17 protein-coding genes are annotated in these 22,959 nt (G+C 38.8%); 6 read left to right on the forward strand and 11 right to left on the reverse strand.

Annotated elements, in window-relative coordinates; all coding sequences use genetic code 11:
• Nucleotides 1-5 precede the first annotated feature (5 nt).
• The 5 genes from ilvE to TEGAF0_RS08745 all read right to left on the reverse strand — a co-directional run bounded on the left by ilvE (nt 6) and on the right by TEGAF0_RS08745 (nt 5,434).
• A complete protein-coding gene (ilvE, locus tag TEGAF0_RS08725; protein WP_264897789.1) occupies nt 6-887 on the reverse strand; it encodes a branched-chain-amino-acid transaminase in 882 nt (293 codons plus the stop codon).
• 244 nt (nt 888-1,131) lie between these two features.
• Nucleotides 1,132-2,244 carry a 3-isopropylmalate dehydrogenase gene (gene leuB, locus TEGAF0_RS08730; protein WP_264897790.1) on the reverse strand — a complete coding sequence of 371 codons (1,113 nt, stop codon included), beginning with the start codon at nt 2,242-2,244 and terminating at the stop codon, nt 1,132-1,134.
• Nucleotide 2,245: 1 nt separating this feature from the next.
• The gene (leuD, locus tag TEGAF0_RS08735) at nt 2,246-2,830 is read right to left on the reverse strand and encodes a 3-isopropylmalate dehydratase small subunit (RefSeq protein ID WP_264897791.1); all 585 of its coding nucleotides are present in this window, start codon (nt 2,828-2,830) and stop codon (nt 2,246-2,248) included.
• Between the two features lie 24 nt (nt 2,831-2,854).
• On the reverse strand, nt 2,855-4,258 hold the full coding sequence (leuC, locus tag TEGAF0_RS08740) for a 3-isopropylmalate dehydratase large subunit (RefSeq protein WP_264897792.1): 1,404 nt from the start codon (nt 4,256-4,258) through the stop codon (nt 2,855-2,857).
• Between the two features lie 9 nt (nt 4,259-4,267).
• Entirely contained in the window at nt 4,268-5,434 is a 1,167-nt protein-coding gene (locus TEGAF0_RS08745) for a 2-isopropylmalate synthase (protein WP_264897793.1), read from the reverse strand.
• Nucleotides 5,435-5,640: 206 nt separating this feature from the next.
• On the opposite strand from TEGAF0_RS08745, the gene TEGAF0_RS08750 reads away from it, so the two are divergent.
• Nucleotides 5,641-7,200 (forward strand): hypothetical protein, encoded by a 1,560-nt coding sequence (locus tag TEGAF0_RS08750; RefSeq protein WP_264897794.1) that lies wholly within the window; start codon nt 5,641-5,643, stop codon nt 7,198-7,200.
• Here TEGAF0_RS08750 and TEGAF0_RS08755 read toward each other — a convergent pair.
• The 5 genes from TEGAF0_RS08755 to serC form a co-directional block, all read right to left on the reverse strand.
• The gene (locus TEGAF0_RS08755) at nt 7,187-9,028 is read right to left on the reverse strand and encodes a PAS domain S-box protein (RefSeq protein WP_264897795.1); all 1,842 of its coding nucleotides are present in this window, start codon (nt 9,026-9,028) and stop codon (nt 7,187-7,189) included. The genes TEGAF0_RS08750 and TEGAF0_RS08755 overlap by 14 nt on opposite strands.
• Nucleotides 9,021-10,805 carry an AMP-dependent synthetase/ligase gene (locus TEGAF0_RS08760; protein ID WP_264897796.1) on the reverse strand — a complete coding sequence of 595 codons (1,785 nt, stop codon included), beginning with the start codon at nt 10,803-10,805 and terminating at the stop codon, nt 9,021-9,023. The genes TEGAF0_RS08755 and TEGAF0_RS08760 overlap by 8 nt, the downstream gene beginning before the upstream one ends.
• A 108-nt stretch (nt 10,806-10,913) precedes the next feature.
• Complete coding sequence (locus TEGAF0_RS08765; RefSeq protein ID WP_264897797.1) at nt 10,914-11,930, reverse strand: tetratricopeptide repeat protein; 1,017 nt, start codon at nt 11,928-11,930, stop codon at nt 10,914-10,916.
• 43 nt (nt 11,931-11,973) lie between these two features.
• A complete protein-coding gene (locus TEGAF0_RS08770) occupies nt 11,974-13,209 on the reverse strand; it encodes a DUF1015 domain-containing protein (protein ID WP_264897798.1) in 1,236 nt (411 codons plus the stop codon).
• Between the two features lie 48 nt (nt 13,210-13,257).
• Nucleotides 13,258-14,328 carry a 3-phosphoserine/phosphohydroxythreonine transaminase gene (serC, locus tag TEGAF0_RS08775; protein WP_264897799.1) on the reverse strand — a complete coding sequence of 357 codons (1,071 nt, stop codon included), beginning with the start codon at nt 14,326-14,328 and terminating at the stop codon, nt 13,258-13,260.
• 43 nt (nt 14,329-14,371) lie between these two features.
• Between serC and recR the strand changes: the two genes are divergently transcribed.
• The 5 genes from recR (at nt 14,372) to metH (ending at nt 20,021) form a co-directional block, all read left to right on the forward strand.
• Nucleotides 14,372-14,986 (forward strand): recombination mediator RecR, encoded by a 615-nt coding sequence (recR, locus tag TEGAF0_RS08780; protein ID WP_264897800.1) that lies wholly within the window; start codon nt 14,372-14,374, stop codon nt 14,984-14,986.
• A gap of 64 nt (nt 14,987-15,050) precedes the next feature.
• Entirely contained in the window at nt 15,051-15,467 is a 417-nt protein-coding gene (locus TEGAF0_RS08785) for an OB-fold putative lipoprotein (RefSeq protein ID WP_264897801.1), read from the forward strand.
• A 78-nt stretch (nt 15,468-15,545) separates the two neighbouring features.
• Nucleotides 15,546-16,067: a YceI family protein gene (locus TEGAF0_RS08790; protein WP_264897802.1), complete on the forward strand. Its 522-nt coding sequence runs from the start codon at nt 15,546-15,548 to the stop codon at nt 16,065-16,067.
• Between the two features lie 159 nt (nt 16,068-16,226).
• Nucleotides 16,227-17,312, forward strand: coding sequence for a homocysteine S-methyltransferase family protein (locus tag TEGAF0_RS13620; RefSeq protein ID WP_264897803.1), 1,086 nt, complete (start codon nt 16,227-16,229; stop codon nt 17,310-17,312).
• Between the two features lie 3 nt (nt 17,313-17,315).
• Nucleotides 17,316-20,021, forward strand: coding sequence for a methionine synthase (gene metH, locus TEGAF0_RS08800; RefSeq protein WP_264897804.1), 2,706 nt, complete (start codon nt 17,316-17,318; stop codon nt 20,019-20,021).
• A gap of 35 nt (nt 20,022-20,056) precedes the next feature.
• Here the strand turns inward: metH and TEGAF0_RS08805 are convergent, their stop codons facing one another.
• The gene (locus TEGAF0_RS08805; protein ID WP_264897805.1) at nt 20,057-22,846 is read right to left on the reverse strand and encodes an outer membrane beta-barrel protein; all 2,790 of its coding nucleotides are present in this window, start codon (nt 22,844-22,846) and stop codon (nt 20,057-20,059) included.
• Between the last annotated feature and the right edge of the window lie 113 nt (nt 22,847-22,959).

Genomic DNA, 22,959 nt, shown 5'->3' on the forward strand with positions numbered 1-22,959 from the left:
AAAAACTAATTACTCAAAGGTGTAACCACCATTTTTTTGTATGCCTGCTGAACCTGATAACTTTTTGTTTCCAAAAAAGATGCAGGAAAAACATAGTCATCCAATGATTCCCATCCAATTACTTCGGCTGCAGTACCACAGAAAAAAGCAGCATCAGCAGATTTGATATCCTGCAGCGTATATGTCCCTTCTCTCACTTCAATGCCCAATTGAGTACAGATTTCTAAAACAGTAGCTCTTGTTATACCAGCCAGAATATGTCCTGGCTTTGGTGTAAACAATACACCGTCTTTCTCAAAAAACATATTTGCTCCCGGGCCTTCAGCCAAATGATCGTTCATGTCCAATAAAAAGGCTTCATCATAGCCTTTGTCTTTTGCCTCCTGACTTGCCAGAATCGAATTCACATAGTGACCAGCTGCTTTTGCATGAATTTTAAAGGCTTTGGGATTAGGACGCTGAAAAGAAGAAGTCATCATACGCAATAATTTGTCACCTAAAAAAGGTGCCATTTCCCAGGCTTCAATAAAAACATAGGATTCAGTATTACGTGCAAAACTCATATTAGCAGGAGCATACACAACAGGTCGTATATAAGCATCGCCTAACTTATTTTGATTCAATACTTCATAAGTGGCTGCAATTAATTCTTTTGTGTCAAAAGAATAGGGAAGATTTATTGCTTCTGCAGAAACCTTTAAACGCTCAAAATGCTCAACTGCTTTAAAGATAGCAGTCGAGCCATCTGTTGTTTTATAGGAGCGAATCCCCTCAAAAACGGAATAGCCATAGTGAAGCGACTGACTATATAAGTCCATGGTTGCTTCAGAAGCTTTTACAAATTTTCCATTATGATAAATAATGGTATTCGATTGATAATAATTCATTACAATTGGTTTAAACAAAAAAGCCCCGCTGATGAGGCGGGGCTTGTATATTAAGTGATTCAATACTTAGTTAAGTCCACCTCCTTGCAGAGCGGTAATAATAATAATCGCAATCGCAATCATGTTAATGACTGTGTTTGTTGAAGTGATTACTATATTTTTTTTATTCTGCATGGAGCTATTCGATTCATTCGAAGGTAGGCGTATGCAGTAATAAAACAAAGAACTTTTAAAAAAAATATTTTTAAATAATGGTTGACGCATTCAAAGCTGCATTCTTACCCTGATGGGTTTCATGTTTTTTTCGAATAAAATCAGCCAATAAATCGCCAACAGCTTCTGTTCCGTAATTATTAATAGGATCAATATCTTTTGTAACAAAAGCATGCGTTAGCGTCCAATCAACGGCAGCCCTTACTGCAGTTGCTTCTTCCGCTAAACCAAAATGATCCAACATCATGGCAGCAGAAAGTACTGATCCAATGGGATTGGCAATGTCTTTACCAGCAGCCTGTGGATAAGAACCATGAATCGGTTCAAACATGGCAGCAGTTTTGCCTATAGAAGCAGAAGGAAGCAAACCGAGTGAACCACTCAGTACACTGGCTTCATCACTGATAATATCGCCAAACATATTTTCAGTAAGAATCACATCAAACTGTGCGGGATTTACAATAATCTGCATAGCCGCATTGTCTACAAACATATAGTCCACGGTAACATCTGGAAACTGCATGGCCATAGCTTGCACAATACGACGCCATAAGCGGGAAGTCTCAAGCACATTGGCTTTATCAATCAGGGTCAATTTCTTCTTGCGTTGTTGTGCATACTGAAAAGCCATTTTAGCAACGCGTATAATTTCTAGTTCATGATAAGCACATTCATCCGTAGCATAGGTCTTATCTTCTGTTACCATTCTTTTGCCAAAATAAATGCCGCCAGTAAGTTCTCGGAAAATGATACAATCAACCCCTTCTAGCTGTTTGGCTTTTAGAGGAGACAAATGATGAAGGGAGCGATAAGTAGTAATGGGTCGAATATTAGCAAACAAGCCCAGTTCCTTGCGTAACTGCAATAAGCCCTGCTCTGGTCTAACTTTGGCAGAGGGGTCGTTGTCAAATTTTGGATGGCCAATGGCACCAAATAAAATAGCATCACTTTCCTTGCAAACCGCCAGGGCTTCATCTGGCAAAGCAGATCCTGTTGCATCAATGGATACAGCGCCCATCAATGCGTGCGTAAAACTAAACTGATGTCCAAACTCTTCTGCAATGGCATTAAGCACTTTGATAGACTGGGCGGTAACTTCAGGACCTATTCCATCTCCATTAATGACGGCTATTTTCTTTTCCATATTATCCTTTTGCTGTTTCAAATTGTTCAATCACTTCTTTTCTACTGATGAGAAAATCTATATCATCATATCCATTGAGTAAACAAGTTTTCTTGTAAGGATTCAATTCAAAAGATTCTTTTTCTCCTGTTTTCTCAATAGTAATAGTTTGTGCTGCCACATCAATTTGCAAAGCTTCTGCAGGTTCAAGGGAAAAGATTTTCTGAAGAAATCCCTCAGATACAATAACAGGCAAAACGCCGTTGTTCAATGCATTGTTCTTAAAAATATCTGCAAAAAAACTAGATACAACCGCTTTGAACCCATAATCCAACAGTGCCCAGGCTGCATGTTCACGGGAAGATCCGCAACCAAAATTTTTGCCAGCTACCAAAATGGATCCACTGAACTTTGATTGATTCAAAACAAAATCTGCTTTCGGTTTTGTTTCATCATCATTTTCATAACGCCAGTCTCTAAAAAGATTTTTTCCAAATCCATCTCTTGTGGTGGCTTTAAGAAAACGGGCAGGAATAATCTGATCAGTATCCACATTTTCAACTGGTAACGGAACAAATGGACTATGTATTTCTTTTAATGCTTGCATTGCTATTCTAACTGTTTAGTGCAATTATTTAATCAATTCTCTAACATCTGTTACCACACCGGTAATGGCGGCCGCGGCAGCCGTCAAAGGACTTGCCAATAAAGTTCTGGCGCCGGCACCCTGTCTTCCTTCAAAGTTTCTGTTGCTGGTGCTGATACAGTATTCACCAGCAGGTACTTTGTCTTCATTCATTCCCAAACAGGCACTACAGCCCGCCTGACGAATCTGGAAACCCGCTTCGGTAAAAATTTTATCTAGTCCTTCTGCATGCACCTGTTTGGCAACCTGCTGCGATCCGGGAACAATCATCACTTTAACAGAATCATGTTTTTTTCTTCCCTTCACCAGGTTCGCTACCAATCGGAGATCTTCAATTCTTGAATTGGTACAGCTACCAATAAATACATGTTGTATGGGCATACCCAACAAAGAAGCACCGCTTTGCAAATCCATATAGCGTAGCGCCTGCTCTATATTTTTCCTTTCGCCTTCACTTGCAATACTTTCCAACAGCGGTATTTGAGCCTTAACCGGAATACCCAATCCAGGATTGGTTCCATAGGTAATCATCGGTTCAATTTCACTAGCATCAATATGTAATTCAGCATCAAAAACAGCATCTGAATCAGAATACAATTCCTTCCATTCAGAAAGCTTTTGCTCCCATGCATTCCCCTTTGGCGCATACACTCTTCCTTTAACATAATCGTAGGTAACTTGATCCGGTGCAATCATTCCACCTCTTGCTCCCATTTCAATACTCATATTGCAAATGGTCATCCTGGATTCCATGGAAAGTGAACGAATGGTACTTCCTGCGTACTCAACAAAATACCCCGTAGCACCACTAGCAGAAATTTTGGCAATGATGTAAAGAATAATATCCTTTGAAACCACACCGGGCTGCAAAGTCCCCTCAATATTGATGCGCATGGTTTTAGGTTTGGTCTGCAATACACATTGTGAAGCAAAAACCATTTCTACTTCACTGGTACCAATGCCAAAGGCAATTGTACCAAAAGCACCATGAGTGCTGGTATGACTATCTCCGCAAACAATCGTCATGCCTGGTTGTGTCATACCCAACTCTGGTCCAATTACGTGTACAATCCCCTGATAAGGATGACCTAATCCATATAATTCTACTCCATGTTTCTCGCAGTTTTCTATCAACTGATCTACCTGCATTTTGCTCAGCTGATCCTTGATAGGCAAGTGCTGGTTTAAAGTAGGCACATTGTGATCAGCCGTTGCAATGGTCTGCTTGGGTCTGAACAAAGAAAGACCTCGCTTCTCTATACCTTTAAATGCCTGTGGGCTGGTTACTTCATGAATAAAATGTCTGTCAATATATAAAACAGATGGACCGTCTTCTATTTTCTCCACTACATGTGCATCCCAGATTTTATCAAATAATGTTTTACCCATAATACTTCATTAAGCAATTGCTCTCTGTTTTTTATATTGGTTAGCTAAAAGATTCAGATCAGATTCTTCTACTTCTTTCTTGCTATCAGCAATCAGTAAGAAATCCTCATAGAGTACATCTATATCATCTCTGTTAAAATCGTATCCCAGTTTCTGTAACCGGTGTGCAAGTGCACTTCGTCCGCTTCTGGCAGTTAAAACAATTTTGCTTCCTTCTGCACCAACTAATTCCGGATTGATAATTTCATAGGTTTCTGCAGACTTCAGAAATCCATCCTGATGAATGCCAGAAGAGTGTGAAAATGCATTGGAACCTACAATCGCTTTGTTGGGTTGAACAGGCATGCGCATGACTTCAGAAACCTCCCTGCTCAAAGGATTTAGCAACTGCGTCTTAATATTGGTATATAAATCCAATTGCTTGTGCTGTGCAATAATCATAACTACTTCTTCCAAAGAAGTATTTCCTGCTCGTTCACCCAATCCATTAATGGTACATTCAATTTGTCTGGCACCATTAATTGCACCACTGATAGAGTTGGCAGTAGCCAAACCCAGGTCATTATGACAATGACAGGAAATAATCGCTTTGTCTATATTCGAAACATTGTTTTTCAAGAAAGCAATTTTTTCGCCATACTGATGGGGCAAACAATATCCGGTAGTATCTGGAATATTTACTACAGTAGCACCTGCTGCAATAACAGCTTCAACCACTCTTGCCAGGTATTCATTGTCTGTTCTGCCTGCATCTTCTGCATAAAACTCTACATCATCGGTAAAATTCCTTGCCCACTTTACGCATTGAATAGCTCTTGCTAATATCTCTTCGCGGGTAGAATTGAATTTGGCTTTGATATGAAAATCAGAAGTACCAATACCGGTATGAATTCTGGGTCTTACTGCATACTTCAGGGCCTGGGCAGCTACTTCTATATCTTTTTGAACTGCTCTTGTTAAACCGCATACGGTAGCATTCTTAATGGTTCTTGCAATCTGAGAGACAGACTCAAAGTCTCCCGGGCTGGATACAGGAAATCCAGCTTCAATAATGTCTACGCCCAACTCTTCCAATTGCACAGCCAACGACAGTTTTTCTTTTGTATTAAGTTTACAGCCAGGAACTTGTTCACCATCACGAAGGGTAGTATCAAAAATGTGAATCTTATCAGCCATTGTATTGGTTTTTATAGATAAAAAGACAGGCGCGTATCCATTGCTATTGATTGCCTTAAATAACAACAGTACGGCCTGTCGTATTCGAATTTAGATTGCCTTATCTTTAGTCTTGAAACAAAATAGACGGGGTTTTACAATGCGCAACAGCAGTTAAAAACAATGAAACCCAATACAGTATTGAATTGTAGCTTAATATTTTTACGATGCCCAACCGGAATACAGACCCGCTTCATCAATTGATTCACTCCCTGGAAAGGGCAGAGAAACGCAATTTTAAATTGTATATCACCCGGAATTCGGCATCAGGCAACTTAAAAGTCGTTCAGTTATTTGATGCGCTCGATAAAATGAGCCAATACGATGAAGCCCAACTACTAAAGAAAAACCCTGGATTCCAAAAGCAACAGCTATCCAACTTAAAAGCACATTTATACCAGGAAATACTAGCGAGCGTTCGTTTGTTACAACAAAATGAGAATATTGACCTTCAGTTAAATGAACAACTCGATTTTGCCAGAATTCTGTACAACAAGGGTTTAAATATTCAGAGTTTAAAAGTATTGGACAAAGTAAAAGAACTGGCCAAGGCGAATAATCAGGTTACCTATATTCAACAGGTATTGTTTCTGGAGAAAAAAATTGAATCGCTATATATTACAAGAAGCATGCAGGACAGGGCTGCAAAGCTTTGCAAAGAGTCGGATGAAACCAATTTACGACTAAGCAATATAAGCACCCTTTCTAATTTGTCTTTGATGTTATATGAATGGTATATCCGGCACGGACATGCACGAAACGAATCGGACAAAAAAGCCCTTGCTGTTTATTTTAATCACCCGCTTTTGCACGAAAATGAACAGGAGAAAGGATTCTATGAAAAATTGTATGCTTACCAATGTTATTGCTGGTATGCATTTATTACACAGGACTTTCTGATGTATTATCGCTACTGCATAAAGTGGACCGAACTTTTTAAGGCAGAGCCTAAAATGATGGAGATTGAAACAGCACACTATATCAAAGGCATGCACAATTTGCTGGGCGCACATTTTGATTTAAGAAATTACCGGAAATTCAATGAAGCGGTAAAAGAGCTAGAAGCATTCATGGAAATGCCCTTTGTACAAAACAATATCAACCATACGGTTCAATGCTTTACCTACTTGTATACGGCAAAACTGAACAAGCATTTCATGGAAGGCAGTTTTACTAGGGGATTACAACTGATCCCAGAGATAGAAGCTAAACTGGAGGCATACGAAGACTATCTGGACCGGCACAGAACCCTCGTGTTCTATTATAAAATTGCGTCTTTGTATTTTGGCAGCGGAGATCCGGCCAAATGTATTGACTACTTAAATAAAATAATACACTTAAAAGTAGACTTAAGAATTGACTTACAGTGTTATGCCCGTTTACTTCATCTGATTGCACATTACGAATTAGGAAACAACGACTACTTAAAATACCTACTTAAATCTGTTTACAGATTTATGGGCAAAATGCAGCACCTGAGCGCCGCTGAAGAAGCTATTTTTAAATTCTTAAAACAGAGTTTCCATAGTCTACCCAATCAAACAAAGCCCTTATTCGAAAAATTATTAGAGACACTCAAAAATATGGCAGAAGATAAAATGGAGACAAGGGCCTTTATGTACCTGGATGTTATTTCCTGGCTCGAAAGTAAAATTCAACGCAAACCCGTACAATCAATTATTCGACAAAAGTTTCTTTCCGCCAAAAAACGACTTAGTGACGCATGATTGCCTGCGTTATAGGAAAACTCATATGCATCGCACAACCAGCAGTAGGGGCAGTATGAATACTAATGGTTCCATTAAACAATTCAACGCGGCTGGTAATATTGTACAAACCAATTCCTTTTTTCTGAACAGAAGCATCAAAACCCACCCCATTATCATAAATGGACAAATAAATACTATTTTGATTTCTACCCAATTCTACTTTTAAAGTACTTGCCCGTGCGTGTTTTAAAACATTGTTTACCTGTTCCTGCACAATACGGAACAAACTGAGTTTAAAATCATAATGAATATCGTCTTCAAAGAAAGTATCGTTCAAAAATTCAATCTTCATGTCTTTAACAGCTTGCACATCTTCCAGCACACTTTCAATGGCTTTTACCAGACCAAAGTCTTTAATCAAAGGAGTAACCAATCCTTTCGACAATCTTCTGATTTCTTCAATGGCATGCAAAATATAATCTGCGGATTGTCTCAACAACTCAGATCCAGGCACCTGCTTTTTTTCAGCAGAGGCAATATACATCATGGCAACAGTGAGTTGTTGATTTACATTATCGTGCAGTTCTCTGCTGATATCGTGCCGCTCTGTTTCCTGGGTATTGATAACAGCTTCTGCAATTTCTTTTTGCTTAATCATTCTCTCTTCTTCCAGCTTTTTCTCCAGCAACAATTTGGCAGTTACATTCTGCGCAATGGCCATCACTGCATCTTTACCACTGTATTGAATTCGGTGCGAATACACATTCATAATAATGCGCTCACCAGATTTGGTTAGGTGCTCCCAAGTGCCGCCTGAATCCATTTCAGGAGCGCTGGAAATATGCTCAATAAACTGCTTCAGTTTTGAATAATGTTCAGGAGACCGCAAATCCCAGATAGTCAATTTCAAAAGCTCTTCCCGGGTATAGCCATACTCTTTCACAGCCATATCATTGACTTCAAGAATCTGCTGAGTTTGTAAGTCCCAGATAAAGATGGCCATAGGGTTATAATAGAACAAACTACGGTAGCGTTTTTCAGAAAGCAGGATTTTTTCGGCACTTTCTTTTCTTTCCGTAATATCCTGCATGGCACCAATCATTCTGACAGGTTGATCATTTTCATAGATAATATACCCACGATCCAATACATAAGCATAGGAACCATCAGCCTTTAAAAACCGATATTCTTCTTTCCAATAAGGACTCCCAGATTTTGAATATGCATTGGTAATACTAGTTTGTACCCTCTCCCTGTCCTCCGGATGAATTTTTATAATCCAATCTGTAGCATCCACATATACATCCACCAAATCATAACCAAAGGTTTTTTTGAAATTATCGCCTACCCAAAGCACGGTTTGATTGGCTAGATTCATTTCCCAGACTGCATCACTGGTAGCTTGTACTACAATATTATACCGCTCATTACTAACGCGCATATTTTCAAGATTGCGCTTTCGCTCAATGCTGTACTGTATAGATTTGGAGAGTAGTTTTTCATCAAACTCCCCTTTCACCAGATAATCCTGTGCACCTGCGGCCATGGTTTCCAAAGCCATATCCATATCAGACAACCCAGTTAATACAATGATTGGAATAGCAGGTGCAACCTGGTTAATATGTGTAAAGGAGTCAATACCCATACTATCGGGTAAAGAAAGATCCAACAAAATTAAACTGGGCTTTTCTTTATTCAACCATGCATCCGCCTCTGCATTGCTACTGGCACGCGTAATCTGATGAATAGGTAATCTTGTCTTCCATAATAATGCCTCTAAAACAACCTGATCCGCGGGGTTATCTTCTACAACTAAAATGCGCAACAAGGCGTTAGACTCAGGCATAGATTCTTTCTATGGCGTCTTTGAATTTCTCATTCACTACTTTTCTTTTCAGGCTCAACTTGGGTGTCATTTCACCTGTGTCAACCGTCCATTCATTAGGCAAAAGTTCAAACTTTTTAATCTGTTCAACATGGTTAAAAAACTTATTAAAGCTTTCCACCAACTCGCGATACAATTCCAGAACTTTCGGATGATGAATCACATCTTCATTGGTGGTAAAAGGAATATTTTTTTCTCTCATCCACTCTTTTAACGTAGCAAAAGAAGGAACAATTAGCGCTCCTACGAACTTTCGCTCAGAACCCACCACCATTACTTGTTCTACAAATGGGCTCTCTTTTAATTTATTTTCTATTGGCTGAGGAGCTACATATTTCCCTCCGCTGGTTTTAAACAATTCTTTTTTGCGATCTGTGATTTTCAAAAATTTATTTTCATCCCAAATGCCAATATCACCCGTTAACAACCAACCATCTACTACTGTTTCAGCAGTTAAATCAGGTCGTTTGTAATATCCCTTCATCACACACGGCCCTGTAACTAGAATTTCTCCGTCCTCTGCTAATTTCACTTGAATGCCGTCAATCGCAGGACCTACTGTCCCAAACTTAGTCCCCCCTTTTTCCTGACGATTTACGCAAATAACAGGGCTGTTTTCTGTAGGACCATAGCCTTCATACACTGGCACACCTGCTGCGTTGAAAATACGCAAGAGCTTTACCTGACAAGCCGCGCCTCCCGTTATGATAAACGAAATATTTCCACCCAATGCTTCTCGCCATTTAGAGAAAATTAGTTTATTGGCAATGGCTAGTTGAATATTGTACCAAAGTCCTCCACTAACTCTGTTATCGTATTTTTCAGCCAGGTCAACTGCCCAGAAGAAAAGCTTTCTTTTGGTACCCGTTAACTCGTTGCCCTTAGCCATGATTTTTTCAAATACTTTTTCTAGCAAACGAGGCACAGTAGTAAATCCATTGGGTTTTATTTCTTTGAGGTTATCCCCAATGGTATCTAAACTTTCTGCATAATAAATACTGATGCCGCTGTACAAATAAATATAGGTGCAGGTTTTTTCAAAAATATGATTCAGCGGAAGAAAGCTAAGCACTTTGGATTCCGGTGCATCATTAAAAGGAAAACTCTTTTTGCTGAATTGCACATTGTTATAAATATTTGAATGCGACAACATAACACCTTTGGGTGTACCCGTTGTACCTGAAGTATAAATAATGGTAGCCAAATGATCAACCGGCACACTTGCTTTTATACGATCTACGTCAGTTAATAAAGAAGAGGTAGCCAATTGGGTAACTTCAGACCAATGCTTTGCACCAGCAATGGTATCAAATGTATACATACCCTGTAAAGAAGGCACTTTATCTACAATGCTATTGACTTTAGACAGCAATTCTTCGTTGCTTACAAAAATGTATTTAACTGCCGCATCATTTAAAATAAAAGTTAGTTCATTAGGGTTGGTAGTTGGATAAACGGGAACCAAGATGGCACCTATCTGCTGTACAGCCAAATCAGTAAAAACCCATTCTGGACGATTGTTACTAATAATGGCTATTTTATCGCTGCCTTCTGGAGAGAAGTCGTTGGCACGAACCCCTAGGGATAGCAAACCTGCACTTAATCGGTTCACCGTATCTGCCACTTCCGCAGTACTATATTTTTTCCATTCTCCATTTATTTTAGCCGACAACATATCCTGTTTCGGAAAATGATCCAGCTGGTGCTGTATGGCATCAAAAAGTCGCTTTATAGTCATAACGCAATCGTTTCAAGTGAATTCACTTCATTTAGATGGTCAAATTAGGCAATTAAAGACAAAAAAAAAAGCCAGTTTGCACTGGCTTAACAACTTGAATCTATATCACTAATTTAAATAATACTGACCAGCGGGTTGTCTATAAACCCGGCTCTGTTGAAACTCCTTAAATTTATTGGCTTCTTCCGCATGCGTCGCCTGCCATTTTTGATAGGCATCTGCATCATAAACAGCGCCAAACAGCCACTGATTATAGGCTTCAAAAAATCCTTCCCGAATCATATGCTGCCAGTGCTGAAATAACTGGTAGGGATAGGCTGTAGCACTTTCGGTCATCCACTCCGTAAGCAAACGGGTTCTAATACTACCAATATTATCCATGGTTAATCCATCAGCAACCATGGGCTTGGTTTTCTCATAAATAGCCAATTGCTTTTGTTCAAATACAGAATACTTGGGTACTAAGTGGTAAGGCGTTTTCACAATAGGACGCAACAGATTACGATAAGCATCCCAAAGCGCTTTTTTTACTTCTTCTGTTCGGGTAGAATAACTCTCTAAGTTTACAAATAACTCTCCGTGTATCAACACACGGATCCAGTTCATTTCTTTATAGTAATATTTTGCTGCATAATAATAGTTGCCGCTATAAGAAGGGGCCAATTCAATTCCTTTTTCCCAGGCAGCAATGGCTTCCTCTTTTTTATTTTCTTGCATCAGCGACTCGCCGTACTCACTGTAAATAACACCCCCATCAGGAAATTTTTTCAAGGCACGCTTATATACTTTATTGGCTGCCGCATAATCTGCAATCGCTTTATAAGACATGCCCAAAATCTGAAAGCTTTGCTGATCTGCATTGGGATGTTCAATGGCAATTTTCCCCGCATCAATGGCTTGAGCAAATTCTCTTTGCAGAAAATAACAGAAAGAAATATTCTTTAGGGTTTCCAGGTTTTGTGGCTCTTGTACCTTTGCTTTTTCCAACGCCACCATAGCATTGGTAAAGTCTCCCTGCTGCATCAATGCCATGGCAGATTCCTGCAATTGCTTAACTGTGGGCGCTTGCGCAAATAGCTGTAAGGCCAACAAAAATCCACAGCATCCTAACAATATTTTTTTCATATTCATGCTTTAGTAATATGCATCAATGATTAATCAAATACTTTTAATCATTGATTAAATGTGTCAAAAGCCCATCTCTCAACTTCGGTTCAAACCAGGTACTTTTAGGAGGCATTACATTGCCGCTATCCGCAATAGCAAATAACTGATCAATCGTAACCGGATACAAGCTAATGGCAGCAGCCATTTCGCCACTATCCACTCTTTGCTCCAATGCACCCAACCCTCTGATACCACCTACAAAATCAATGCGCTTATCAGTACGCTGATCCATAATTCCTAGAATAGGACCCAATATTTTTTCCTGTAAAACAGATACATCTAACACGCCAATTGGATCATTGGAATAAGTGCCAGGCTTTGCCGTTAGCAAAAACCACTCTCCGCCAACATACAAGCCCATGGTATGCAATTGTTCGGGCTTCACCATTTGTTTTCCCATAGAAACCACATCGAAGGAACTAGCCAGCGCTGCTAAAAAGTCGGCTTTGCTCAACCCGTTCAAATCCTTTACTACTCTATTGTAATCCATTATATAGAGTTGATTCGAAGGGAATAAAGTGGTCAAAAAATAATTAGCCCCCTCAGGCACTTCCCCACCCAACTGCCTGCGCACTTTAGCAGCAGAAGCTGCACGATGATGACCATCTGCGATATAGGTACAGGGAATTTCTTTTTCAAAAACAGCGGTGATGGATTCAACAACATCAGAGTCGTTTACAATCCAGATGCTGTGCTGAATCCCGTCTTCTGCTACAAAATCATACACAGGAGATTTAGCCTGCTTCCACTTCTCAATAATAGCATCAACAGCAGCATGGTTGCGATAAGCTAAAAACACATTACCCGTTTGCGCACCTGTTGTTTTAATATGATTGATACGATCCTGTTCTTTTTCCGGACGGGTAAACTCGTGTTTTTTAATCAGGTCATTTTCATAATCATCTACACTGCTTACACAAACCAAACCGGTCTGGCTTCTGCCATTCATGATGAGCTGGTAGATATAATAACAAGGCTTGGATTCTCTAAACAACACATCTCTCTTAATAAATGCGTCTAAATTGTCTTTAGCCTGTGCATACACTTCTGCACTATGAATATCTATTTTATCAGATAAGTCAATTTCACTTTTGGTGATATGTAAAAAAGTATGCGAATTGCCTTGTGCAGCAATTTTTGCTTCTGCACTGTTCAATACATCATAAGGTAAGCTGGCTACCTGCTTGGCCAGTTGTGGTTGGGGCCTGAGCGCCCTGAAAGGTTTGATTATTGCCATTCGGCAAATATCGGTGAATATTTACAAATGAAAAGTTAGGATAATATGCTAACCGTGCTTCTGCGCAAAGTAATGGAGCAGATTACAAAACTCGGTAACACTATCAAAAGGCAAAGCATTGTACATGCTTACCCTGATACCACCAACAGTTCTGTATCCCTTTACTCCAACCATCCCTTCCTGTTTGCAAAGCGCTAAAAAAGATTCTTCTAAAGATGGATCTTTCAAGAAAAAAATCGCATTCATTTCACTTCTATCCTCTTTAGCAACAGGTGCATCAAAAAGCGGAATGGAATCAATGGTATCATATAAAAGAGAAGACTTTCTGGCATTGCGCATGCCCATCGCATCCAAACCGCCTTCCTGAATAATCCAGCGAAGCGTTAGCATGCTCACATATACAGCAAACACAGGAGGCGTATTCATTAAAGAACCCGCTTCAATATGTTTCTGGTAATTCATGATGGTGGGGATTTTACGCGCGACTTTTCCGAGCAACTCTTTTTTCACCACCACCAGGTTCACACCCGCAGCACCCATATTTTTTTGAGCGCCTGCATAGATCAATGAAAGCTTATTATACGGTGCGGGTCTGCTAAAAATATCGCTGCTCATATCTGCCACCAGTGGCACCGATGTTTCAGGATATTGATGCCATTGCGTGCCTTCCACCGTGTTATTCGAAGTAAAATGCAAATAGGCAGCATCATTGGGTACTTCAAAATTTTTAGGGATGGATCGGTACTGGCTGCCGGATCCGTCAGACACTATATCCACTTTACCGAAAAGGCTGGCTTCCTTCCAGGCTTTGTTGCCCCAAACGCCGTTATCGCAGTAGGCAGCCGCTGCATGGCTGTCTAACAAATTCATAGGAACCTGCATGAACTGCGTGGTTGCTCCCCCATGCAAAAACAATACTTCATACGAATCATCTATTTGCATGAGCTCTTTCACTGCATTTCTGGCTTCATCTAAAATTTCCAGAAACCAGGGTGTTCTATGACCAATTTCCAACAAGGAAAGACCTGTGTTTTTATAATTCAACACCGCTTCAGCTGCCTGTTTCAGCACAGGCGCTGGCAAAATGGAAGGACCAGAATTAAAATTATGCAGCTTCATACACAAAAGGTAAAGCACAAAGTAAACCGATTATCTTTACAAAATGCAACTCCCTTCCACCTTATTAGAAAATGCAGTAGCGCAATTTGCCAAGCTACCGGGCATTGGAAAAAAGACCGCGCTCAGACTGGTCTTACATTTATTGAAGCAGGATGTAAATGAAGTCGCTTTGTTTGGAGACACTTTAACCAAAATGCGAAAGGAGATACAGTTTTGCAAACGCTGTAACAATATCAGTGACGGCGAAATCTGCAGTATCTGCAGCAATACAGCGCGCAATCAGCATATTGTTTGCGTAGTAGAAAATATACGGGATGTAATTGCGATAGAAAGCACCCAGCAATTCAACGGCACGTACCATGTGCTCGGAGGGATTATATCCCCCTTAGATGGCATAGGCCCCGATCAGCTAACGATTGAGCTGCTGGTGAAACGGATTACGCAGGAACAGGTAGACGAATTGGTTTTTGCACTGAGTCCGAATATACAGGGAGACACGACCATTTATTTTATTCAGAAAAAAATTGCCCATTTGTCCTGCAAAATCACCACTATCGCCCGTGGCATAGCATTTGGGGGAGAACTGGAATATGCAGACGAAATGACTTTGGCCCGAAGCATTGCCAATAGACTGCCTGTTCAGCAGTATGTGCAATAAGAATTTGTAGGGGTTTACAAACAATTGCTTAATTTCGTTGTTTAAACATTAAAATAGTTCCGTTATGAAAAAATGGGTAAAAATCATATTGATGCTGGGACTGGCAGGAGCCATTACCGGTGGGATTATAGCTTACAAAATATTGACCAAGCCGCACAGGGATGTAACCACCGAAAAAGCAATTGCCATAAAGGCCCAAGCTCTATTTGAAGCTTTTAAAAAAGATGAAGCCGCAGCCAACGCACAATACTTGGACAAAGCCATTGAGATTGAAGGAGAAATTGTAGACTTTAGTACCAACCAAGATGGACAGGTAGTGGTGAATTTTAAAACAGACGATCCCTTTTTTGTAATCAACTGTACCTTTAAAACCAATCCGGGTGAGCTGAAAGCAGGTACTACCATACGTTTCAAAGGAATTTGTACCGGATATATTCCGGACGCCAATGTAGTGATTAACGAGGGAGTACTCCTCCAATAACAATGCAAAAGATAAAATTGCAGAAAGAGTGAAATTAATTTTTATTAAAACTTTACAGCAAAATAAAAGAGCAATACAATGAAAAAGTTTTTATTCATAGCGCTATTAACCTTCGCATTTACACAAACGCAAGCACAAAAAATATACGGCACGCGCAATGCCAAAGTAAGCTTTATAGCTACCAACGATGAAGACGTTAAAGCCGTAAACAATGAAGTAGCCAGCCGCTTATCCGATAAAGGAGAGATCAGCTTTAGCTTGCTCATCAAAGGGTTTAAGTTTGAATACGCAGAAATGCAGGAAAAGTTCAACAACGACTACGCAGAGAGCAACAAATTCCCCAGAGCAGAATTCAAGGGCACTATCAGCAATATCAAGGATATTAATTTTACCAAAGATGGCAACTACAAAGCAGTGGTAAAAGGCAATTTAACCTTACATGGCGTAAGCAAACCCATTACCGTAAATGGTACCATCACTGTAAAAGCGGGCAAATTATCTGCAACTGGTAAGTTCCCGATTTTAATGAAAGACCATAAAATTGAAGCCTCTGCGGTAACAGAAAAAGTGAACGCAGAAATCAATGCGGTTTATCAATAAAATTAGAAGCAAGAAAGATTAAGGCGGGGCCTTATTTTGACGGAATACAATATGGGTGTATCTTTACACCGACTTTGGTGGATTTGTTTATTGTTCAGCCAAAGACCTGGCCATAAAGGTTATATACCCTTATGGCTTGCAAACTAGAACTAATAAACGTTGAAGTGCTACTCCCCAACATTCCTTCGTTTATTGGTTCATTCAATCACCAGCGGTGTAAGAACCAATATTATGTTACTAAAAGAAGAACTACAAAAAAGAATTCTGGTAATTGATGGTGCCATGGGTACCATGATACAGAAGCATCATTTAACCGAAGCCGATTACAGAGGCGAGCGATTCAAAGACTGGCATGTGGATGTAAAAGGCAATAACGATTTGCTATGTATTACGCAGCCGCAAATCATCAAAGGCATACACTTACTGTATTTAGAAGCAGGTGCAGATATCATTGAAACCAATACCTTCAGTAGTACGGTCATTGCCATGGCAGACTACGATATGCAAAGTTTGGCTTATGAGTTGAACGTAGCTGCCGCTAAATGTGCCCGCGAAGCAGTTGCGGAATACCAGCAAAAACATCCAGAAGCAGGCCCCAAATTTGTTGCCGGTGCCATTGGCCCATTGAATAAAACCTTGAGTCTGTCGCCAGATGTAAACAATCCAGGATACAGAGCAGTCAGTTTTGATGAAGTAGCCAATGCCTATTATGAACAAATAGATGGATTGGTTAACGGAGGTGTAGATATCTTATTAATCGAAACCATTTTTGATACACTCAATGCAAAGGGAGCCATCTACGCAGTCAAAAAATATTTCAGAGACAAGGGCATACCAGAACTACCCATCATGATCAGCGGCACCATTACCGATGCATCGGGTAGAACCCTGAGTGGACAAACCTTAGAAGCATTTTACACATCGGTAATGCATGCCAACCCCATCAGCATTGGATTAAACTGTGCATTGGGAGCAGCAGAAATGAGAAGTCATATAGAAGAGTTGTCTCAAATAGCCGCTTGCTATACATCGGCCTATCCCAATGCGGGTTTGCCAAACGCCATGGGCGAGTATGATGAAGCACCCCACCAAACCGCACACTTTATAGAAGAGTGGGCTAAGGAAGGATTTGTCAATATCGTAGGTGGCTGTTGCGGAACCACACCCGACCATATTAAACATATTGCAGACAACGTAAGAAAAATGCAACCCAGACCCTTACCTGTGGTTGAAACAACTATTTAAGCAATGAGTACCATCAAACCCTTTTTAAGGCTTTCCGGATTAGAGCCTTTAGTCATAAGACCAGAGACCAATTTTGTAAACGTAGGCGAAAGAACCAATGTAACTGGTTCTAAGAAATTCGCACGTTTAATTAGAGAGAACAAATACGAAGAGGCTTTATCCGTTGCCAGACAACAGGTAGAAAGCGGAGCGCAAATTTTAGACGTGAACATGGACGATGCATTACTAGATGGAGTAAAAGCCATGACAACGTTTTTAAATCTATTACAAAGCGAACCCGATATCGCGCGCATTCCCATCATGATAGATAGTTCCAAATTTGAAATCATAGAAGCGGGATTAAAATGTGTGCAGGGAAAATGTATAGTGAATTCTATCTCCATGAAAGAAGGGGAAGAAAAATTCATTGAGCAAGCATTTATTTGTAAATCCTTTGGTGCGGCAGTGATTGTAATGGCCTTTGATGAAATTGGTCAGGCAGATACCAAAGAGAGAAAAGTAGAAATTTGTCATCGTGCTTATAAAATATTAACCGAGCAAGTAGGTTTTGCTCCACAGGATATCATTTTTGACCCGAATATTTTTGCCATTGCAACGGGTATAGAAGAGCACAACAATTATGCAGTAGATTTTATAGAAGCCACCCGAGAAATCAAGCGATTGATGCCATTGGCAAAGGTTTCAGGAGGGGTGTCAAATGTATCATTTTCATTTAGAGGCAATGACCATGTAAGAGAAGCCATCCACTCTGTATTCTTATTACACGCCATTAAAGCGGGTATGGATATGGGGATTGTAAACGCCGGACAGTTGGTAGTGTACGACGAAATAGAACCCACTTTAAGGGAATTGTGCGAAGACGTTATCTTGAATAGAAACAACGACAACAACGAAGCCACAGAAAAATTAATCCAACACGCAGAAACAGTAAAAGCAAAAGGAAAAGTTGAAATAAAAGACGAAGCCTGGAGAAAAGAACCCGTTGAAAAAAGATTGGCACATTCCTTAATCAATGGCATCACCGATTATATAGACCAAGACACTGAAGAAGCCAGACAAAAATATCCAAGACCCTTGGATGTGATAGAAGGTCCATTGATGGATGGCATGAATATAGTAGGCGATTTATTTGGAGCAGGAAAAATGTTTTTACCACAGGTGGTAAAAAGTGCCCGCGTAATGAAAAAAAGTGTGGCTATTCTTACCCCTTATATTGAACAAGAAAAAGAAGACAGAAAGCAAGCGCATTTAGCCGCAGGAACCGTAAATGAAGAAACTGCAGGTGCTGCCAAAATTTTATTAGCAACTGTAAAAGGGGACGTACACGATATTGGAAAAAATATTGTGGGCGTGGTACTAGGCTGTAATGGCTATGATATAGTAGACATGGGGGTGATGGTACCTGCCGATAAAATATTAGACGCAGCAGAAAGAGAGCAAGCAGATATTATTGGATTGAGTGGATTGATTACGCCATCCTTGGATGAAATGGTGCATATCGCGCGTGAAATGAAGCGCAGAAATATGAAGCAGCCTTTATTGATTGGAGGGGCTACTACTTCCCGAATGCATACAGCGGTAAAGATTGCGCCGGAATACGGAAATGGCGTAGTGCATGTATTAGATGCATCTAGAAGTGTAACTGTTGCAGGATCATTATTGAACAAAGAACAAAAAGAACCCTTCTTGCAAGAAATTGCACAAGAGTATAACAAACTCAAAGAAGGATTTGATAACAAAAAATCAGTCAAGCAATACCTGCCCTATGCAGAGGCATTGAAAAATAAAGTGGCTATTGATTGGGACAGTTATACTCCCCCTACACCCAGCTTTACAGGCACCAAAGTATTTGACCATTACGATTTGAATGAGTTAAGAACATTCATTGATTGGAAACCATTTTTCATCACTTGGGAAATGCATGGCAATTTCCCGGAAATATTAACAGACGCCGTAGTTGGTGCAGAAGCAACGAAATTATACAATGATGCCAATGCCTTGTTAGATAAAATCATTGCAGAAAAATGGTTGACTGCCAAAGGGGTGATTGGTTTCTGGGAAGCAGCAAGCAACAATGATGATGTAGAAGTAAGTACAGGAAATAACAAAGTGCAATTGTGTTTTCATCGCCAACAAATCAAGAAAGCACCCGGACAACCCAATTTATCATTAGCCGATTTTATCAGCCCCACAACTGCCAATAAAAAAGATCATATAGGTGCATTTGCTGTAAGCATCCATGGCATTGAACCTCATCTAGAAAAATTTGAAGCGGCACACGACGACTACAATAAAATTATGTTGCAAGCATTGGCTGATCGCTTTGCAGAAGCATTTGCAGAAGCATTGCACTTGCATGTGCGTAAAGAATATTGGGGCTATGATGCACAAGAACAATTAAGCCCAGAAGAATTAATTAAAGAACAATACAAGGGTATTCGCCCCGCACCAGGCTATCCAGCTTGCCCTGATCATACAGAGAAATATAAATTATTTGATTTGCTGAGTGCACAAGACAATGCAGGCATCTCCTTAACAGAAAGCTTGGCCATGTATCCAGCAGCTTCTGTTTGTGGTTGGTATTTTTCGCATCCGCAGAGTCAGTATTTTGGAATTGGCAAAATTGAGCAAGACCAATTTACAAACTATGCTGCCCGTAAAGGCATGGATGAAGCCACTGCAGAGAAATGGTTGAGGCCGATATTATAGGTTTTGAGATGGATTTTGGGGAATACTATATGCAATTACCAGTTAACCTTATTATTCTTCTCGTTCTTGAAAGTCTTGAAATTATAAGAAAATGTAAGCATGAAATATCTGCCTAAAACATTGGTATTCGTTTCAGTAATATTATTCCCGATAACATTTCTACTAAAATTATTGTTTCGATTGAGTAGGTCGCGAACAATAAATTTAATTTCACCCTTATCCTCTTTTAAACAATAAACAGATACGGAGGGATTAATAAACAGATTGATCGGTAAAGCTGGTAAATTTTCATAGACAATTTTATTTGCCAATAAAGTAGTGTTAAAAGAGATTTTTTTAAATAATCTAGCAGTTACTTCTACATCAAGATTCTGAACATTCGATAATACATCAGCCGTAAAATTATTCGTGAACCGATTGACATTAGCAGTATAAGAATAACTATAGTAAAAACTAAACTTATCTTGCCAATTAAAACTGTTGCCTATAGTTGTTTGAAAAACATTCACTTTCTGAGAAAATTCAGTTTCATTAAATACTGTAGGCGTAACCATATTTTGGTAACTTAGATTTAAGTTAACTGAGTGATTATAGCGATTGAGTTTTTGGAAACTCTTACTAATTCCCAATCTCGTTACAACTGAATGCCTATTTCCTGCATTCATTGATTTGATTTCCTGTTTACCAGTATTCAAAATTTTAACAGATTGAATTATTGGATTTTGAGTGCCTTCATAATAAAGTTCAGAATTAAAATTGACCTGTTTCTTCACATCATATTTTCGGTATGAAATACTAAATGTAGTTGCCTTTTCAGCTCTTAAATTAACATTACCATTAAATACAAACAATGGATTTGTATTATCCATGATTGGAGTTAGGTCTCTAGCTCGAGGCAAATTAACCTGCTGATTAAAAGACAAACTTATACCACCTCTTTTATAAAAGAGTACATTTAATAAAGGATAAGTATAAATATTTTTATAATTATCAAATAACTTATTACTAATATTTAAATTTTGATGTGCAGAAAAATATGTGGGTCGAATTGATAAAGTATATTTCATTATTTCAAAATCTAGTTGTGGAGTTACTTTAAAAATAGAATTAGATACACTTACATCACTAGTTAAATTTGCGTCTATACTATCATAATTGATATGACCTATGGGTTGTAAGTATGTAACAATAGTATTTTTCTCATTATTAACATCAAAATTACTAGCTAAGGAAAAATCAAATTTCTTAGCCCTCCAACCAGACAAAACCAACCGATTAATTATATTTTGAATTCGGGGATTAAAGATTCGTAGTTGCTTTATAATTGAAGTAGTGGGTGTTGGAATCAAACTTAAATTATCAATTTCAGTTAAAAAATTGGTAGCATCTTGCGATATTTTATAAGATTGCTGAAAAATGAATGCTTTGTATTTATCATTTTTCTCAAATAATCGTGAAAAAAAATATAAAGCATGATAATAATTCTTAGGATCGATACTTTGATCAAGTTTCCCATTAGAATTAAGTATTTCTCCAACTTTATCATCCGAATTAATTGTTGTATTCAGTGTAGTTGAATTTATAGTAGACCACTGATTACCTACATTCAATGTCAAATTTCTGTTACCAGATTTACTTTTGCTCTTCAACCCAAAATTTAAATTCTGAACAGTCTTAATTGAAGCAAACTGATTTTTAATTTTATACTCATTTATTGTATCGTTATTGTAAAAAAGTGTTTTGGCATTTTCATTCGTATAGCCGTCTTCATGTGATACAAAATATTGCGCATAAAACGAAGTATTCTTTGTAGGTGCATGATTAAAATTAATACCCCCACCAGTTGACTCTGTCTCAGCAGTCACTCCGCCTCCAAAGGATATATCATTAAAGGTGTAAGAATTTCTATCACCATTAAAACTCATTTTGTATTGACTTCGATTAAACGCACCTAATGCCCGCATTTCTGAACTATTAAAAACCCCTCTGTTAAGATTGTTTTTATAGCCTATTAATGTAAGTTGAACTGTATCTCGTAAAAAATTGACTGCTCCAGCTAGTTCATATCGATTGTCTGTTCCCCCTGAACTTGACACTTTGCCAAAAGTACTTTTCTTGACATGTTGTTTCAGTTTAAGATTGATAATCTTATTGTAATCAGTATTTTTTTGAGTAGCATCTAATTGCTCTTTATCATCATATACTTGCACATTGGCTACTATTGCACTTGGTAAAATTTGTGTAGCTGCTTTATAATTGTCATTAAAGAAACTCTTTCCATCTACATATATTCTAGAAACGGGCCTGCCGTTATAGGTAATATTGCCGTCCCGATCCACTTGCATACCTGGCAGTTTTTTAAAAAGGTCTTCCACCAATGCATTGGGTAATGTTTTAAAGGCAGTCGCATTAAATTCAATGGTATCTTTTTTAACAATAATGGGTGGTCGTTCCGATTTTACAATTACTTCATCTAAAGATTTTGAAGTTGGCATTAATAAAATTGTACCAATCGGATAATTAGTAGAAGCAGTTAATCGAACTTCTCTTCGGTCTACTTCATACCCTTCAAATGTGGTGACTATTTTTAAGGGTTGATTGATTGGTATATTCCTTATTTCAAAACCACCCTTATCATCACATAACTTAAAGGAAACAATACTTGAATCGGTTAACTTAAAAACGGAAACAGTCGCCAAGCTCAATCCCTTTTTAGTAGCACTGTCTTTTACTAAACCACTAATTGCGCCAATATTTGGCTGTTGAGCATACGATTGACTAAAAATCAAGATAAATAAACAAACAGGAAAAGCTTTGATACCCATAAATAATTGAAAATCTTTGCATTATATCGAAAAAAGGCACAAAAGCTTTTCTTTGATAATTAAATATCGTACAAAAGAATTATATATTCAAAAACAACCGGGGGGTATTTTTA

It is taken from the genome of Sediminibacterium sp. TEGAF015 (genome assembly GCF_025997995.1).
Lineage (GTDB): Bacteria > Bacteroidota > Bacteroidia > Chitinophagales > Chitinophagaceae > Sediminibacterium.